A 17,792-nucleotide genomic window follows, 5' to 3' on the forward strand; every position below is an offset into this window, starting at 1 on the left:
TTTTAAGGTGCCTAAAAGAATTTTGCAAAGGTCTCCGGATGTTTCAGACGGCCTTAAGTATAGTGAATTCAAATAAAAACTCCGAAATGAAATAACTGCATTCAAACTTGCAATTGGGCGATATGCTAAAGAATCGTTTTACCCTACTTCGGCATTCTTATTTTAATCCACTATATTTTTGTAAAGACCCCAGGCCGTCTGAAAACAAACCCGAAAGAAAAACGGCATACCCGAAAGTATGCCGTTTGTTTGGAGGTGCTCAATCAGACTGCTGTATTTGGCAGTGGTTTGTGTGTCAGTCCTCTTGCGCCCCGGTTTGCAGATAATTGGGCAAGCCCACGCCGGCAATCAGCTCCTGCTGGGTTTCCAGCCAGTCGATATGCTCTTCGTTGGTGTCTTTCAGCTTTTCGAGCAAATCGCGCGAAACATAATCCTGCTTCTCTTCGCACAATGCAATCGCTTCCACCAGCGCGGTGTGTTTTTCCTGCTCTTTGGTCAAATCGCACTTGATGATTTCTTCGGTGCTCTCGCCGATTAACAGCTTGCCCAAATCTTGCAGGTTGGGCAGCCCTTCGAGCAGCAGAACGCGCTCGATGATATCGTCGGCGGCTTTCATTTCCACGATAGACTGTTTGTAGAAATGTTCGCCCAACTCTTCCAAGCCCCAGTTTTTCAAAATGCGGGCGTGCAGGAAATATTGGTTGATGGTAACCAGCAGCAAACCCAGGTTTTTGTTTAACTCACGGATAACCAAACGGTCGCCTTGCATGATAATCTCCTTTCAGACGGCCTGTTACAGCTGGCTTTGCAGGTAGTTTTGAATGCCGACCAAATCAATCAGGCGCAATTGCTGCTCGAGCCAGTGGGCGTGGTCTTCTTCGGTGTCTTTCAATTGTGCCACCATCAGGTCGCGGGTAACGTAGTCCTGCTTTTCTTCGCACAGCTTGATGCCTTTTTTCAGCGCGGCCCGAACTTCCAGCTCGGTGCTCAAGTCGGCTTTGAGCATGGCCACCACGTCGGCGCCCACGTTGATTTTGGCCGGAACCATATTGGGCGTGCCGCCCAGCATCAGAATGCGGCGGATAAACGCTTCGGCATGGCCGGTTTCGTCTTCCATTTCATGGCCGATGCGCTCGAACAGTTTGTTGTAGCCCCATTCGGCATACATGCGCGAGTGGATGAAATATTGGTCGCGCGCGGCCAATTCACCTGCCAGCAACTCGTTCATATAATCGATAACAGCTTTATCACCTTGCATGATGTGTCCTTTCGTTTGTGTTTCGGTTTGCGTATCTGCTTGATTCAAATTGTAGGCAACAAACCCGATTTATACAAACTTTCCATTTAAAATACAAACAATTATCAAAGACAATGCCGCAACCGAAAACCCAATCGGAAAATTAACGGCTTGTTTCCTTTTGATTTTTGTTGCGCCTAATATTGATAATTTATTGCAATACGATTTTTTATTTACAAAATTTAACCACAACAAACCGGCCTAAGCACAACAAAAGCGCCCGCCCCGGTTTGTTCAAACCCAATTTTTTCTTTTTACTTTTTATTTTCAAACAGGTTATAAATTTTTTCTTTTTATTCATTAATATTATTTATCACCCCTGCCGAACAAACAACCGCGCAGAATCCGGCAAATAGCGTGTTATAATGCGCGGTTATTTTTTAGCTATCAGGCTGTTTGAACCATGAAACAAATCCGCAATATCGCCATCATCGCCCACGTCGACCACGGCAAAACCACGCTGGTCGACCAACTTTTGCGCCAATCCGGCACCTTCCGCGCCAACCAGCAGGTTGACGAGCGCGTGATGGACAGCAACGACCTCGAAAAAGAACGCGGCATCACCATTCTCGCCAAAAACACCGCCATCGAATACGAAGGCTACCACATCAACATCGTCGACACCCCCGGACACGCCGACTTCGGCGGCGAAGTGGAGCGCGTGTTGGGCATGGTTGATTGCGTGGTGCTGCTGGTTGATGCCCAAGAAGGCCCGATGCCGCAAACCCGCTTCGTAACCAAAAAAGCCCTGGCGCTCGGCCTGCGCCCGATTGTGGTGATCAACAAAATCGACAAACCTTCCGCCCGCCCGAGCTGGGTAATCGACCAAACTTTCGAGCTGTTCGACAAACTCGGTGCCACCGACGAGCAACTCGACTTCCCCATCGTTTACGCATCCGGCCTTTCCGGCTTTGCCAAACTGGAAGAGAGCGACGAGAGCAGCGACATGCGCCCGCTGTTTGAAACCATTCTGAAACACACCCCGCCCCCTTCCGGCAGCGCCGACGAAACCCTGCAACTGCAAATTTCGCAGCTCGACTACGACAACTACACCGGCCGCCTCGGCATCGGCCGCATTCTCAACGGCCGCATCAAACCCGGCCAGGTGGTTGCCGTAATGAACCACGAAAAACAGGTGGCGCAAGGCCGCATCAACCAACTGCTGGGCTTCAAAGGCCTCGAGCGCGTGCCGCTGGAAGAAGCCGAAGCCGGCGACATCGTGATTATTTCCGGCCTCGACGACATCGGCATCGGCGTAACCATTTCCGACAAAGACAACCCCGTCGGCCTGCCCATGCTCAGCGTGGACGAGCCTACTTTAACGATGGACTTTATGGTCAACACCAGCCCCTTGGCCGGCACCGAAGGCAAATTCGTTACCTCCCGCCAAATCCGCGACCGCCTCAACAAAGAGCTGCTTACCAACGTGGCCCTGCGCGTGGAAGACACCGCAGACGCCGATATTTTCCGCGTGTCCGGCCGCGGCGAATTGCACCTGACCATTCTCTTAGAAAACATGCGCCGCGAAGGCTACGAATTGGCCGTGGGCAAACCGCGCGTGGTGTTCCGCGAAATCGACGGCCAAAAATGCGAGCCTTATGAAAACCTCACCGTTGACGTGCCCGACGACAACCAGGGCGCGGTAATGGAAGAACTCGGCCGCCGCCGCGGCGAACTCACCAATATGGAAAGCGACGGCCACGGTCGCACCCGCCTCGAATACCACATTCCCGCCCGCGGCCTGATCGGCTTCCAAGGCGAATTCATGACGCTCACCCGCGGCGTCGGCCTGATGAGCCATGTGTTCGACGACTACGCCCCCGTGAAGCCCGATATGCCCGGCCGCCACAACGGCGTGCTGGTGTCGCAGGAGCAAGGCGAAGCCGTTGCCTACGCGCTGTGGAACCTCGAAGACCGCGGCCGTATGTTCGTATCGCCCGGCGAAAAAATCTACGAAGGCATGATTATCGGCATCCACAGCCGCGACAACGACTTGGTGGTCAACCCCTTAAAAGGCAAAAAGCTCACCAACGTGCGCGCCAGCGGCACCGACGAAGCCGTGCGCCTGACCACGCCCATCAAGCTCACGCTGGAGAGCGCGGTCGAGTTTATCGACGACGACGAGTTGGTGGAAATCACCCCGCAATCCATCCGCCTGCGCAAGCGTTATTTGCAGGAACACGAACGCCGCAAGCATTTTAAAAAGCTGGATTAAACCAACGGATTGAGTGTATCCGTTTAAAGCAAACAGGCCGTCTGAAAAAATATTTTCAGACGGCCTGAAACTTTTGCAACACCTAAGGGCCGTCGATACAACCATCGTCATACTCGGGCTTGACCCGAGTATCTGCTATTTCTTCCGAAACAATAAAATACTCGGATCAAGCCCGAGCATAACGAAACTTTTTGCCAAATAATTGGTTGGGCTGCCGCGGCAGCCGAAAACCTACCCCGTATCGGAAAATATTTATCGGCTATATACTGTTCACCCTTTCCACACACAAGGCCGTCTGAAAAATGCACACACCCGATTGCGCCATACTCGGCATGGGTTATCTAGGCAGGCCGCTGGCCGAAAAAATGTTCGAGGGCGGCAGCCGCGTGTCGGCGCTCAAACGAAGCATCATTTCCGACGACATCAACCTGCCGGTAAACCTGCACGCTGCCGATTTAAACGATACACGGGTTTTCCAAGCGGATTTCTGGCAAGCATGGGCAGACAATCCCGTGTGGTTCTGCCTGCTGCCGCCTTCTGCCGTGTCCGACTACCCCGCCGTGCTGGCGGGCTGGCTGCAACTTGCGCGGCATTTCGGCATCGGCCATATCGTTTATGCAAGCAGCACTTCGGTTTACGGCGATGCCGTGCGCGAATGCGGCGAACACACCCCGCCCGACCCGCAAACCGAAAGCGCCCGCAAAGTGCGCCAAGCCGAAGAGCTGCTGCTGGGCAGCGGCATCGCCAATATCGATATTCTGCGTTTGGGCGGCCTCTATTGCGCCGAACGCCACCCTTTGCACAGCCTGCTGAAACGCAAGCATCTTGCCGGCGCGCACCAACCCGTGAATATGCTGCACCGCAGCCGCGCCGTTGCCGCCCTGCACCATGCCGCCGCCACGCCCGCCGGTTTGCGGATACGCAATATCGTCGAGCCGCAACACCCGCCCAAACATGAATTCTACCGCGCCGAAGCCGCCAAACTCGGCCTGCCCGAACCCGAGTTCGACACGGACGACCGGTGCGGCGGCAAAACCGTGCATACGGTTTACAATGATTTCGCCGGGATATTATTGTGATATAAAGGCCGTCTGAAAAAACCGCACGCCGTTTTCAGACGGCCTTCAAGAAAGAAGATTTGCATGAGCGCCCTACTTCCCGTTATCAACCACCTGATTCAGCAAAACCGCGAAGCCCAAGCCGCTTTAAGTGCTTTTGCAGGCAAAACCCTCGCCCTGCACGCCGCCGGCGTGCAGATTACCGGCACGTTTAACGAACAGGGCTTTTTGGAATGTGCCCGAAACGCCGCCGACACCGAAATCCGCTTTAACGCCGGCGCGGTGCAGAAAGTGCTGCAAGGGCAAACGCCCGGCGTGGGCGATGTATCCGTTAGCGGCGACACCGGCTTAGGGGTTGCCCTGCTGCCGCTTATCGGCAGCCTGCGCTACCACGCCAACGACGACTTAAGCCGCCTGTTCGGCGATGCGGCGGCAGGCGGCATCAGCGTGCGCGCCGAAAAAGCCGGCCACACCGCCAAGCAGATCGGTTTGAGCATACTCGAACAGCTCGGCGACTTCGCCAAAGAGCCTGAAGCGCCCGTGGTCGACAAACACACGCTGTCGGCATGGTCGCACGAAGTCGATACCCTGCGCGACGACACCGCCCGCTTCGAGGCACGGCTGGCCAAACTGGAAGAGCGGAACAAGGTTTGACGCAGCCGAAGCCCGCAACGGTACCGGCCCCCTATTCCCCACATTTGCTACAATACACACCGATTCCTTTAAAAGCCGTTAAACTGCGCCAGAACGCTCGCCTGTGCGCCGCAACGGCACCATAGCGAAAAACTTTATTTCTGCCACGGCGTTGCTGCGCCTTGCCGTACTACCGTACTGTCTGCGGCTTGCTGCCTTGTGGCAAAAATGATTTTTCCGCTAAACCTTTATCCCGACCACTCCGATTAAAAGGCCGTCTGAAACATGAAAAACATCGTTATCCTGATTTCCGGCAGGGGCAGCAATATGCAGGCCATCGTGGAAGCACAGATTCCCGGCGCCCGCATCGCCGCCGTGTTGAGCAACAACGAAACCGCCGCCGGTTTGGCCTGGGCGGCGGAACGCAACATCGCCACCGACAGTCTCAACCATAAAAGCTTCGACAGCCGCTTGGCATTCGACGAAGCCATGATGCGGAAAATCGACGCCTACCAACCCGATTTGGTCGTATTGGCGGGCTTTATGCGCATACTCACGCCCGAATTCTGCCGGCATTACGAAGGCCGCCTGATCAACATCCACCCCTCGCTGCTGCCCGCCTTCACCGGCCTGCACACCCACGAGCGGGCCATCGAGGCAGGCTGCCGCATCGCAGGCTGCACCGTGCATTTCGTTACCCCCGAGCTGGACTGCGGCCCCGTTATCGCGCAAGGTGCAGTGCCGGTGTTCGACAACGACACCGCCGACACACTCGCCGCGCGCGTATTGGAAGCGGAACACCTGATTTTCCCGCAGGCCGTGGCCGATTTCGTTGCAGGCCGTCTGAAAATATCGGGCAACCGCGTTATCCGCAGCCCGGACGCAACGGTGCAAAATACCCGCCTGCTGGCCTGAACGCAAACAGATAAAGCAGCCGATTCAAGAAAGGAAGCCTTATGAAAAAATTGAGTTTAACCGTATTGGCCCTTACCCTAACCGCCCCCGCGCTGGCCGCACCGCTGCCGCAGTCGGCCGAATTGCGGTATTCGAGCAGCTACGGCATTCCCGCCACCATGACCTTCACCCGCAGCGGCAACCGCTACAAAGTGGTGTCGAGCATCAAAGTGCCGCTCTACAGCATACGCTTCGAATCGGGCGGCACCATTTCGGGCAACCGCCTGATTCCGTCTTACTATAAAGACGTGCGCGGCGGCAAAACCTATGCCGAAGCCAAATTCGGCGGCGGCAGCATAACCTACGGCAAAGCGGGCGAACAGAAAACCGAAGCCGCCTCCGGCCCCACGATGGATTTATTCACCCTCGCCTGGCAGCTTGCCGCCAGCGACGGCAAACTGCCCGCCGGCCTCACCGTTACCAACGGCAAAAAAATCTATCCCGTCAGCGGCCTCAACCGCACCGGCAGCGGCCAGTATAAAATCGGCAAAAACACCACCACCGTCAACAAATACCGCTTGCAGCGCGGCGACAGCACCGTCAACTATGCCTTCGCCCCCGGGCTGGACAACATTCCCGCCCAAATCAGCTACAGCGACGACGGCAAAACCTACGATTTGCAGCTCACACGCGTGAAAATCAACGGCAAAGAAGTGCGCCCGCAATAAGCGCTGCCGGTATGGCAGGCCGTCTGAAAATATTTTTCAGACGGCCTGTTATCTTTTGCCCCAACCATTTTTCAGCCCCTGCCTAAAAATGCTAAAATCAACACTTTTGTAACCCCCGCACCGCCCCCATATCCGCGCCATGCAAGCAAACATCCCCCAAAACATCATCGTCGGCCTTTCCGGCGGCGTCGATTCCTCCGTAACCGCCGCCCTGCTCAAAGAGCAGGGGCATCAGGTGCGCGGCGTGTTTATGCAAAACTGGGAAGACGACGACAACGACGAATATTGCAGCATCAAGCAGGATTCGTTCGACGCCATCGCCGTGGCCGACATTCTCAATATCGACATCGACATCGTCAACTTCGCCGCCCAATACAAAGACAACGTATTCGCCTATTTCTTAAAAGAATATTCCGCCGGCCGCACCCCCAACCCCGACGTATTGTGCAACGCCGAAATCAAATTCAAATGCTTTCTCGACTACGCCGTCGAACAAGGCGCCGACGCGATTGCCACCGGCCACTACGCCCGCAAAGAAGTGCGCGACGGCGTGCACTACCTGCTCAAAGGGCGGGATGCCAACAAAGACCAAAGCTATTTTCTCTACCGCCTGCAACCGCACCAGCTCGAGCGCGCCATTTTCCCGCTCGGCGGTTTGGAAAAACCCGAAGTGCGCCGGCTGGCCGCCGAAGCCAAGTTGCCCACCGCAGCAAAAAAAGACAGCACCGGCATCTGCTTTATCGGCGAGCGGCCGTTCCGCGAATTCTTGCAGCAATACCTGCCCACCGACAACGGCGACATGGTTACGCCCGAGGGCAAAAAAGTGGGCGTACACGTCGGCCTCACGTTTTACACCATCGGCCAGCGCAAAGGCTTGGGCATAGGCGGTGCGGGTGAACCGTGGTTTGTGGCCGGCAAAGATTTGGGCAAAAACCGGCTGATTGTGGTGCAAGGCCACGACCACCCGCTGCTCTATACCAACAGCTTGACCATGAACGACTTAAGCTGGACACTGCCCGAAAGGCCGTCTGAAGGCCGCTACACCTGCAAAACCCGCTACCGCATGGCTGATGCCCCGTGCGAACTGCGCTATCTCGACAACGAAACCGCAGAGCTGCTGTTCGACGAACCCCAATGGGCGGTTACCCCCGGCCAATCCGCCGTGTTATACAGCGGCGACATCTGCCTGGGCGGCGGCATCATCACCGCAACCGACAAGCCCGTCATCATTACCTGATAAAACCACAGGCCGTCTGAAAAAATTCGATTTTCAGACGGCCTGCACAACACAAGGAAACACATCATGGAAAAAATCTGGCTCAACAGCTACGAAGAGGGCGTAAACGCCGAAATCGACCCCACGCGCTACCAATCGGTGATTCAGGTATTCCAAGAAAGCGCCAAAAAATACGGCCACCGCCCCGCCTTCCAAAACCTCGGCAAAACCATCAGCTATGCCGAAACCGCCAAGCTGGTTAACGACTTCGCCTCGTTCCTGCAAAACACCCTCAAACTGCCGCGCGGCGAGCGCGTGGCGATTATGATGCCCAACCTGATGCAATACCCCGTCGCCCTTTTCGGTGCCCTTCAGGCCGGTCTCACCGTGGTGAACACCAACCCGCTCTACACCCCGCGCGAACTCGAACACCAGCTCAACGACAGCGGCGCCACCACCATCGTCGTACTCGAAAACTTCGCCAACACGCTCGAACTGGTTTTACCGCGCACCAAAATCAAAAACGTTATCGTTGCCACCGTCGGCGATATGTTCGGTTTCTTCAAAGGCAGCCTGATTAATTTCGTGCTGCGCAAAATCAAAAAAATGGTGCCCGAATACCGCATCGCCAACACCATTTCCTTTCAGACGGCCTTAAAACAGGGCGCATCACAACCCTTCACCCCCGTCGGCATCACCCGCGACGACACCGCCTTCCTGCAATACACCGGCGGCACCACCGGCGTGGCCAAAGGTGCCGTCCTCACCCACGGCAACATCTGCGCCAATATGCAGCAGGCCGCCGAATGGATTAAAAACAAACTCGTGCCCGGCGAAGAAGTGGTGATTGCCGCGCTGCCGCTCTACCACATTTTCGCGCTCACCGTAAACCTGATGATTTTCACCCAGGCCGCCGCCAAAATCATGCTGATTACCAACCCGCGCGATATGAAAGCCTTTATCGGCGACATGAAAAAAGAAAAAATCAGCGTGTTTATCGGCGTGAACACCCTGTTTAACGCCATGGTCAACCGCCCCGATTTCGCCGAAGTCGATTTCTCCGCCCTCAAGCTCACCCTCGGCGGCGGCATGGCCACCCAGAAAGCCGTGGCCGAAAAATGGAAAAACATCACCGGCACCCCCATCGTCGAAGCCTACGGACTCACCGAAGCCAGCCCCGGCGTGTGCTGCAACCCGCTGAACATCCCCGCCTACAGCGGCGGCATCGGCCTGCCCGTGCCCTCCACCGAAGTCGAACTGCGCGGCGCCGACGGCAAAGAAGTGCCGATAGGCCAACCCGGCGAAATGTGGATACGCGGCCCGCAAGTGATGAAAGGCTATTGGAACCGCCCCGAAGAAACCGCCAAAGCCATCGACGGACGCGGCTTTCTCGAAACCGGCGACATCGCCGTGATGGACGAAAAAGGCTGGTTCAAACTGGTCGACCGCAAAAAAGATTTGATTGTGGTTTCGGGCTTCAACGTTTACCCCAACGAAATCGAAGAAGTGGTGGCGCACCACGACAAAGTGCTCGAAGTGGCCTGCATCGGCGTGTCCAGCGAAAAAACAGGCGAAGCGCTGAAACTGTTTGTGGTGAAAAAAGACCCGTCGCTCACCGCCGAAGAGCTGATTGCCTTCTGCCGCACCGAGCTGACCGCCTACAAAGTGCCCAAAAACATTGAATTCCGCGACGAGCTGCCCAAATCGAACGTGGGCAAAATCCTGCGCCGCGAGCTGCGCAACGAAGCGCAAGGGAAAGCCTGAGCCTTGGCAAAATTTACGCAGCCATCTTACCCCCTGCGCCATACTCGGGCTTCGCCCGAGTATTGACGTGGAAAGTTTGAAAATGCAGGAACATTGTACAAAAGCAAACAGGCCGTCTGAAAATATTGAACTGCACCCCAAAAGTTGGACACCCCTCCAACTTTAAAAGGTGCAGTTTTCTTATGTCCAAATATAGTGGATTAAAATAAGAATGCCGAAGTAGGGTAAAACGATTCTTTAGCATATCGCCCAATTGCAAGTTTGAATGCAGTTATTTCATTTCGGAGTTTTTATTTGAATTCACTATATAACCTACACTTCAAATACCGAGCCGTACTCCATTACCACCAAGTGCACAGCCAACAGCGCACCGCAGAGCACTTCAACGTCTCACGCACCCACCTGCGCCGTTGGATAGCCGCCTATCGGCAAGGCGGTATTGCCGCACTTCAACACCCGCAGGCTGCCTCTATGAAGACCAAACGCAAAAACCCGTTTACCGCCGACAAACCCGACCACGAAAAAACACAGGCCGAACTGATTGAAGAATTGCGATACATGAGGGCGGAGAACGACTACCTAAAGCACATGAAAGCCCTCAACGAAAAGGAAGCGGCCGCCGCTAAAGCTGCGAAACCGTTCAAACGTTGAGGGCGAAGCACCCGCTGAAATATCTGCTGCACAGTGCCGGCATTCCCAAAAGCAGCTTTCATTACCATATCGGCAAAGCCGATCCCGATGCGGCGGCCAAAACCGCAGTGGGTGAAGTCTATCGCCGACACAAAGGCCGTTACGGTCATCGGCGGATTGCCGCCGTATTGTCGTGGAACAAAAAGAAAGTGCGGCGCATTATGGGTTTGTTGGGACTAAAAGCCAAAGTCCGCAGTAAAAAAACCTACCGTCCGCAAGCAGTAGGAGAGGCTTCGGACAATATTCTCAATCGAGAGTTTACCGCCGGCAAACCGGCAGACAAATGGCTGACCGATGTGACGGAGTTCAAATGCACAGACGGGAAGCTGTACTTATCGCCGATATTGGATGTGTTTAATCGGGAGATTGTGGCCTATTCTTTAGGCCGCAGAGCAAACAGTAAAATGGTGGCGCAAATGTTGGACCAAGCATTCGGCCGTCTGAAAGGCCAAACGCCGCTGCTGCATTCCGACCAGGGTGTGCTTTACCGCACCGAGGCTTATCGAACGAAATTGGCTGAGAAAGGGATTGTGCAAAGTATGTCGCGCAAAGGCAATTGTTGGGACAATGCGCCGATGGAGAGTTTTTTCGGTACACTGAAAACGGAGAGTTTCTATCAGGAAGGTGCGCTGTCGGTGGCGGAGCTGACAGAGGTAATAGATGATTACATACATTACTACAATCATGAACGGATTAGTTTAAACTTGAAAAAGCTGAGTCCTGTCGGCTACAGAACCCAGCTTGAAAAGGCTGTTTGAGAAAAATTCTTAAATTGTCCAAGTATTGGGGGACAGTTCATATTTCAGACGGCCTGTTATCAAAATGAAACCAATAAAATCAGCTTTGCACGTTAATGCCCGCAGTAACCGTACTCTGGCCTTGGGCGCTGCTGCCGGTTAAATAAGAGGCGGCCAAATCGCTGCAACATCCGCAGCAGGTCGCCACCCCCAACTGCGCCTGCAAATCGCTCAGGCTGCTGGCACCGGCGGCAACGGTTTCTTGGATTTGGCGGTCGGTAATGGCGTTGCAGATGCAGACAAACATTTTCGTGCTCCTTGTTTTGTGCTTCTCGAATGAGAGTTAGTTTTATTATTAGGTGCAAATATAAATAAAAACGGTTCGCATTGCAAGCATAGCAATTGTAAATTACCGAAATAGCGAAAATATTGGCTGAAAAAACAGAAACAACGCCCTAACCGAATGAACGAAAAAGAAAAAGCCTGAAAACCGAAGTGTGGTTTTCAGGCCGGGTATTCTGGTGGAGGCGGGGGGAATTGAACCCGCAAAGATAGCAATCAAGAGTAAATACATAGATGAAAAACAAAGGTTTGTGCCTTTATGTTTTCTTTGCATTTACTCTTGATTGCTGTTTTTTGTGTCAAAAAATGTGCCAAAGCTATTTTAGATATTTATCCGCCAGTCTCTTCAGTTCAGCCTTATCCACCGTTCCGTTTTTGTGCGCTCTGCTTAATGCGTCGTATATCTGCTGTTGGCTCATTCCTTGTTTAATGCCAACTATGCTTTCAGGTGTTGCTTTTGCCGCCGTCTTTGTGGCTTGCTGTTGCGGTAATTTCTGTTGTGTTGTCTGCTGTCTAAGCATATCGCCAACAGCTGCGCCTAGCGCTCTGCCGACATTTACGGGATTTGTTGACTGGTCATACATATATTTTGCCGTTACCCAATTGCCGATTCCGTTTTGAACCGCAAAATTCTGAACATTATTCATGTATTCAATATCGGTGGTTATAATCGGCTTTTGTGTAATAGGGTCAACTTCTCCGGTATTAACGCCAAACATACGAACAACATCATTATTAGGTGCAGGAAGCGGCTTCTGCTCGCCCTGAACGCGCTGAATATTCCCGTTTGCATCAAACATAACGCCGTTGTTACTGATAACACCTGCCGTTGTTTGGCGCAATCGTTCGGCATTTGCAAGGCGCTCATCGGCTTGTGCCAAATAGCTTTGCTGTTGCGTCCGTTCGGTATCCTGCTGAACACCGTACAAATTACCGCGCTGCTGGTTGGCAAAGGCGGCGGCGTTGTTTTGATTGATGTTGGATATAGACAACGGCGTATCTTGATATGCGCCCGTTGCTTGATTGTACATCAGGCCATTACCCGCCATTTGGAATGGCTCGTAAGCCTTGCCACTTAATGCCGATGTGTATTGATTGGCCGCTTCCCTATTGCCTTGCGCCAATGCTTGCGCCAAATTGCTGCGCAATCCTGATTCATAGTTATTCAAATCCATGCGGCCATGACCACGGGCGACATCTTCAATATCCTTGCCGTATGCGTTAGCCATATTCAGTTTTTTAACCGCATCAGTTAACGCGGAAAACTGCGGCGTGTTGCGCAATGAATCAGGAATTGAATAATCATCATCATAAAGCGGCACACCGTCCGCGCCCATAACGGGCTGGCCGTCTGAACCATACTGAAAACCACGCACGGGCGCATTGCCGCCAGCCTGATATGCGATGTTTTCCTGTTCGCGCTGGCTTAAATGCGGGAACATTTGCCGAACCGTTGAAGTAAGCAGGCCGTCTTTAGCTTCCTGTTGTCGGTATTTTTCCTGCTGTTCAAACCGCATATTATCCAGCTTGGCCGCCATCATTTGATTTTGCAACCCTTTCTGAATACCTGCCTGCTTTGATTGTCCTGATAATGCTTGCGCAATGGCAGATAAGCCCTGTCCGTCAACGTAGAATTTAACCATGATAAACCGTTAGAAAAGATTGTTTTTTATTGACTGATTCGCCGATTGATTGCCGAAATATCCGCCCGCGCTTTCGCCCATCTGACCCATTCCATACTGCATCATAGCGCCGCCAAGTGCCTGTTGCGCCTGCCCCTTGGTTGGGTCAACCCGCGTAGCACGGTTTCGCAAACTTGCCATATTGTCGAACAGAACATTAAAGCCACGGTTTGCGCTGTTTCTGCGGGAATCAATAAGCCCCTGTTCCAGTCTTGGCATAAGCGAGTTTTGCTTTTGCGTGGCAATGGCATCACTTGGCGCGGATTGCGAAGCAAACAGACGAGCTAATGCAATTGCCTGTTCGGTTTGCTTTGCCGCCGTATTGGCTCGTGCTTTCAGGTATGTTTCGCTGTGATTGCCGTCAGCATATTGTGAAATGCTTTCATTGCCTACCGCGTTCAAATCCTGCAAAGCTTTTACATTGCTGCGCGTTTGGGCATCTTCGGCCTGAATGATTTTCTCAAGGCGAAGCGGTGAAACTTCTTCCGCTTCTTTCACGATTGCATCATTCTTTTGCTTGGCAAAATCTTCATTCTGCTGCCGCTGTTGTAATAGTAATTGCTGCCGCGCATTTTCGTAAAAATCGTCCGCACGTTGCGCACGCTCAAATTCAAACGCCTGTTTTTGCCTGCCTTGTTCTGCTTGGATAGCACCGGCTGCTGCAATAAAAATTGCGGGATTGCACATATAACCCCCCTTTAACTTGTAATACGGCCTTTATAGCTGGATGCAAGACCTACTGAATTTACAGGGCTTGTTTCTGCCAAGGCGCCATAAGGGTTAGCTGCCGCTTTTCCGTACTGGTAACTACTGAATGCATTGCCTATACCTGAAAACAGATTATTCAATAATGCGCTCTGTGGAGCGGTCAATGCTTCATTACGGTAATTCATCATTGACTGGTTTGCCGTTGACAATGCGCTATCCGCATCAAGGCCAGCATTAATGCGTGAAATAAGGTCTGCGCGCATAGCTTCGTCTTGGCTTCTCAAGCTAGCAACCTTGTTATCAGCAAGCTGGTTTGCTTGGATAATACTGCGGCTGTAAGAATCGGCAATGTCGTTGCTTGTTGACAAATCTGCGCTTCCACCATACAGGCCAGAGCGTGCCAAACCAAAACGCGCCATGCGTTCGGCATCTGCTTTGTTTCGTGCAATTTCGTCCATCGCAAATTTCAGGCTTGAATCACGAACCGAATCATACCCCTGCTGCCGACCGCTAGAATCATAAAGGCTGTTAACTGAATTTACCGCGTTAATCCGACGCTGTTCCTCTGCTGCTTTTCGTGCCTCTTCCGCCGCCGCTGCCTCGTTAAGCTGTCGTTGCCGCTCCGCCTCTTCTTGGGCAAGCTGCGCTGCGTTACGCTCCGCCGTATATCCGTAATGGTCTAACGGGTCTAACGTTTTGGCCGCGCTGCTGCTGTTAGACATGATGCGCGTCATCGGGTCAAGTGCACGCAAGGGTTTTAAAACTCCACCACCACACATAAAATCACCTCAAAAGTTCAAAAACAATAAAATCTTCTCCACGCTTACCAAACTTCTTTAACGTAGCCCCGCGAGAAAATCCCAAACACTCAAGCCACTTGTGGGATACCGTGTGGAAATCCGCACTAAAAGCCTGAACCCTGTGTAAATGCTGCTTCTCATTAATGGCGAACTTTGCCGCCTTTGTTGCTTCAATTCCATGCTTGGATATATCATGCGTTGCAACACACCAAGCATTGCCAACATTAGGCCAGCATTCAAAAACGCCACCCATTACAACGGGTATGCCGCCTGAATCTATCAAACACCAGCCACCCATTGCCGCGCACTCGTCGGCGAATTGATGGCGGTAATCAGATGTTTGCGTGGCGAGAACTTCGCGGGCATCATCTTCACGCATATTGAATGCAATGTAATTAGCATATTCATGTGTTAATGGAACAATCATACGCCAAACCCCGACATTCTCTCGAAATAAACCGTAATTGCCGCAAGTTCAAAATCACCGTCTGAATTGTTTTTTATGTTAATCGCCATATTCGTGGCCATAACCTCAACGGGTATCCTTGGCATTGAACGCGTATCGTTGTCCAGATAAAGCGGCATCGTTTCAAGTTCGGGGTTTCGCGCGTCAAATTTAAAGCTCATTTCAATATCGCCATATGCGGCAATATCAACACCCGTGAATTGTTTTAAAATTCCAGGCTGGCGCATATCCAAAAACGGCAACTCAATTTCCGCATCAATGCCGTATGTATCAAAATCCGTTTTTGTTTTTTCATCAAGTACAAACAGATTATTGCCGCATCGCAAATAAACCTTTGAGTCCATTTCAGTAGCATTGTCGATTGATAATGGAAACTCCCATTTGCACCATGCTGAAATTTTGCTGCTTCGGCTAAAGCAATACACATAGGCAATATTTCCGCTAAAGCATATAATCTGACCGCCGCCGCGAAAGTACATCATGCGCGGGTTGTTGTTTGCAATACTAGTTATTGTATCTTTTACAATCGTGTCTATCGGGCTGCCTATGTCGTTGTCCATCATGTTTGTGGAAAACGCCTGTACCGCAATAGAACGAAAACCAGACGGCGATAAAAAGAAAATATCGTTTGACATATTTGCATGGCTATACTGATAAACCGTTCCAATCGGAACCGTAGTAACCAGCCTATGGTTAGCAGGGTTGGCATCAACCTGCCAAATCTGCGCGGTATCCTCAAAGAATACGACTAGGTTGTCTTGGTATTCACCCAGTGCAGTAGGTTTGTTATTTACTGATTGCTGCAAAGATACGGGCAGGAATCCTGCATCTTTTTCAGTCGTCCAATCCCGCGCATTACCTGTTGCAGAAAACCTTACAACATCGTCTTTAATGGCAAACATCTTGCCCGACTTCTTAATAAATGAACGGGAATGCGGGCAGTTTGCATCGTCAATCAAATACGCTTTAGGGTCATCTCCGCTGATGTAATGGTGTTTAACATCGCCGCCTACATACTTTGCGGCAACATACAAATTGCCGTTAAACACTTCAACATGAACAATTTCCTGAAGCGTGTCATTGTTATACGGAACGGCGATAATGCGGATAAGCGAGCCGTCTATACCTTGCGCCGTCTTTGGCGAATTTACATCAGATGTAAACGTAAACAATCCGTCAATGCCTGAAAATATACCTACCGTATTTGTCGGCATGTTTGCAACCTTTTTCATGCCGGGGCGTTTTTTGATTGTGCGCCCCGTCGTGATGTAGGCATTTCTCAAAGTTCGTAGGCGGTTTGCATCGGCAGAAGATTGAAGCTGCCGCAAATCAAGGCCGCCATCGAACCTGTCAAATGTAATAGCTGGCATATCGCACTCAAATGTAAATTTAATGCGATTAAAACACCCGCTTAATTGGTTTCAAATAACAGAAAAGCCGACACTCTCGTCGGCTTTATTTAGTCTTAACTGGTTCTGCATATGGGTCATACAATGCGCGACAAGGCCTGAACACTTCGCCGTCAACACCGAAATTTTCCGCCTTTGCATGAATCAACATCTTTGAGAATCGGTCTGCATACAGCTGAACATCAGGCTGGCGGTAATGGCCTTTTGCCATGATGATTGCAAGCGTAAGCAGAATATCATCGGGAACGCTGCATCGGTCATCATCATTTGTGAAGTTTTCGGGCGCGGCGTAATACTCAATGCGTATCGGTATCGGTTTATCAGTCGGAACAGGTTCAAACTCAACCTGAAGAACATCAAACTGTCTGCCTGTTAACTCATACCAAATCGGATAACCGTAGCTGACAATTTCACCACTTCGCGGAATGCCTGCCCGAAGCTCGCGCCACTCATCGTTAATATAGGCGTATATGCCGTTTATATTCCCAAGCGGCGCATCATCAGGCAAATCAAGAACACGCTGCCCAAGCCCCAAGTCTTCAATGTGTTGGCGATACAGATAACGCCAATTCACATCACGCCATAATTGGCTTTGCGCCTGCTGCAAGAACTGGTTAAGAATCGGTATCTGTAAATCAATCACGCCAGCCATCGCGCCAAAACCAAGCGATATGGCAAGACTTTGGCGCAATTCAGCGAGTGTTTTAAACAGCGGGCGCATTGGCTTCAACCAAAGAAATCAACTGCTCTTTAGAGGCGTTGGCGGGATATTTCACCATCATGCCGTCAAGAATGGCTTTGAGTTCTTCGCGCGTGTTTTTTGAATACGCGCCATCTTCGGCAGATTCTTCGATGTATTTTGATTTTTCCAGCGCGTCGGCGAAGTCTTGTTGCCGCTTGAAAACATCATCAACCCAAAACGAATCTTGGTTTTTCATGCCGTATTTCATGCGCAAGCGTTCGCGCTCTTCTGCTGCGCTGTCAACTTCAAACGAGCCGACAACATTATCGCTTTCGATGGATACGCGGTCTTCACCGTGAACCGATAACAAAATTTCAGCTTCATATTTCGGTACAGTTACTTTGATTTTAGTATCAATCGAACGTGCAATAAAAAAAGGATACAGGGCTACTTTCATAAAAAAACCTTTTG

General features: G+C 51.7%; 19 protein-coding genes. 9 read left to right on the forward strand and 10 right to left on the reverse strand.

Annotation, left to right across the window (positions count from 1 at the left end):
- Positions 1-295: 295 nt before the first annotated feature.
- Positions 296-769, reverse strand: coding sequence for a bacterioferritin (bfr, locus tag H3L92_RS06890; RefSeq protein ID WP_085365919.1), 474 nt, complete (start codon positions 767-769; stop codon positions 296-298).
- 24 nt (positions 770-793) lie between these two features.
- Entirely contained in the window at positions 794-1,258 is a 465-nt protein-coding gene (bfr, locus tag H3L92_RS06895; RefSeq protein ID WP_085365920.1) for a bacterioferritin, read from the reverse strand.
- A 442-nt stretch (positions 1,259-1,700) separates the two neighbouring features.
- Here bfr (H3L92_RS06895) and typA point away from each other — a divergent pair, with 442 nt between their 5' ends.
- The 9 genes from typA to H3L92_RS06940 all read left to right on the forward strand — a co-directional run bounded on the left by typA (position 1,701) and on the right by H3L92_RS06940 (position 11,253).
- Complete coding sequence (typA, locus tag H3L92_RS06900) at positions 1,701-3,512, forward strand: translational GTPase TypA (RefSeq protein WP_085365922.1); 1,812 nt, start codon at positions 1,701-1,703, stop codon at positions 3,510-3,512.
- 302 nt (positions 3,513-3,814) lie between these two features.
- Positions 3,815-4,591 carry a Rossmann-fold NAD(P)-binding domain-containing protein gene (locus tag H3L92_RS06905; RefSeq protein ID WP_174222541.1) on the forward strand — a complete coding sequence of 259 codons (777 nt, stop codon included), beginning with the start codon at positions 3,815-3,817 and terminating at the stop codon, positions 4,589-4,591.
- A 63-nt stretch (positions 4,592-4,654) separates the two neighbouring features.
- On the forward strand, positions 4,655-5,224 hold the full coding sequence (locus H3L92_RS06910) for a ubiquinone biosynthesis accessory factor UbiJ (RefSeq protein ID WP_085365923.1): 570 nt from the start codon (positions 4,655-4,657) through the stop codon (positions 5,222-5,224).
- A gap of 264 nt (positions 5,225-5,488) precedes the next feature.
- Positions 5,489-6,118, forward strand: a complete 630-nt coding sequence (gene purN / locus H3L92_RS06915; protein ID WP_085365924.1) for a phosphoribosylglycinamide formyltransferase — start codon at positions 5,489-5,491, stop codon at positions 6,116-6,118.
- 41 nt (positions 6,119-6,159) lie between these two features.
- On the forward strand, positions 6,160-6,825 hold the full coding sequence (locus tag H3L92_RS06920; RefSeq protein ID WP_085365925.1) for a DUF3108 domain-containing protein: 666 nt from the start codon (positions 6,160-6,162) through the stop codon (positions 6,823-6,825).
- Between the two features lie 139 nt (positions 6,826-6,964).
- Entirely contained in the window at positions 6,965-8,062 is a 1,098-nt protein-coding gene (mnmA, locus tag H3L92_RS06925; protein WP_085365926.1) for a tRNA 2-thiouridine(34) synthase MnmA, read from the forward strand.
- Positions 8,063-8,128: 66 nt separating this feature from the next.
- Entirely contained in the window at positions 8,129-9,805 is a 1,677-nt protein-coding gene (locus H3L92_RS06930; RefSeq protein WP_085365927.1) for an AMP-binding protein, read from the forward strand.
- 294 nt (positions 9,806-10,099) lie between these two features.
- Positions 10,100-10,456: a helix-turn-helix domain-containing protein gene (locus H3L92_RS06935; RefSeq protein WP_245945480.1), complete on the forward strand. Its 357-nt coding sequence runs from the start codon at positions 10,100-10,102 to the stop codon at positions 10,454-10,456.
- A complete protein-coding gene (locus H3L92_RS06940) occupies positions 10,453-11,253 on the forward strand; it encodes an IS3 family transposase (RefSeq protein WP_085365982.1) in 801 nt (266 codons plus the stop codon). The genes H3L92_RS06935 and H3L92_RS06940 overlap by 4 nt, the downstream gene beginning before the upstream one ends.
- Positions 11,254-11,332: 79 nt before the next feature.
- Here the strand turns inward: H3L92_RS06940 and H3L92_RS06945 are convergent, their stop codons facing one another.
- The 8 genes from H3L92_RS06945 to H3L92_RS06980 all read right to left on the reverse strand — a co-directional run bounded on the left by H3L92_RS06945 (position 11,333) and on the right by H3L92_RS06980 (position 17,778).
- Complete coding sequence (locus H3L92_RS06945) at positions 11,333-11,539, reverse strand: (2Fe-2S)-binding protein (RefSeq protein ID WP_085365983.1); 207 nt, start codon at positions 11,537-11,539, stop codon at positions 11,333-11,335.
- Between the two features lie 352 nt (positions 11,540-11,891).
- The gene (locus H3L92_RS06950; protein ID WP_085365984.1) at positions 11,892-13,217 is read right to left on the reverse strand and encodes a hypothetical protein; all 1,326 of its coding nucleotides are present in this window, start codon (positions 13,215-13,217) and stop codon (positions 11,892-11,894) included.
- A 9-nt stretch (positions 13,218-13,226) separates the two neighbouring features.
- A complete protein-coding gene (locus tag H3L92_RS06955; RefSeq protein ID WP_085365985.1) occupies positions 13,227-13,943 on the reverse strand; it encodes a hypothetical protein in 717 nt (238 codons plus the stop codon).
- 11 nt (positions 13,944-13,954) lie between these two features.
- On the reverse strand, positions 13,955-14,686 hold the full coding sequence (locus H3L92_RS06960) for a hypothetical protein (RefSeq protein WP_085365986.1): 732 nt from the start codon (positions 14,684-14,686) through the stop codon (positions 13,955-13,957).
- A gap of 61 nt (positions 14,687-14,747) precedes the next feature.
- Positions 14,748-15,191, reverse strand: a complete 444-nt coding sequence (locus H3L92_RS06965; protein ID WP_085365987.1) for a hypothetical protein — start codon at positions 15,189-15,191, stop codon at positions 14,748-14,750.
- Positions 15,188-16,600, reverse strand: a complete 1,413-nt coding sequence (locus H3L92_RS06970; RefSeq protein WP_143824339.1) for a hypothetical protein — start codon at positions 16,598-16,600, stop codon at positions 15,188-15,190. Before H3L92_RS06970 ends, H3L92_RS06965 begins: the two co-directional genes overlap by 4 nt.
- An 85-nt stretch (positions 16,601-16,685) precedes the next feature.
- Positions 16,686-17,360 carry a phage adaptor protein gene (locus H3L92_RS06975; RefSeq protein WP_085365989.1) on the reverse strand — a complete coding sequence of 225 codons (675 nt, stop codon included), beginning with the start codon at positions 17,358-17,360 and terminating at the stop codon, positions 16,686-16,688.
- On the reverse strand, positions 17,344-17,778 hold the full coding sequence (locus H3L92_RS06980; protein ID WP_085365990.1) for a hypothetical protein: 435 nt from the start codon (positions 17,776-17,778) through the stop codon (positions 17,344-17,346). Before H3L92_RS06980 ends, H3L92_RS06975 begins: the two co-directional genes overlap by 17 nt.
- Positions 17,779-17,792: the final 14 nt, after the last annotated feature.

The sequence above is a fragment of the Neisseria dentiae genome, assembly GCF_014055005.1.
In the GTDB taxonomy this organism is placed as follows: Bacteria; Pseudomonadota; Gammaproteobacteria; order Burkholderiales; family Neisseriaceae; genus Neisseria; species Neisseria dentiae.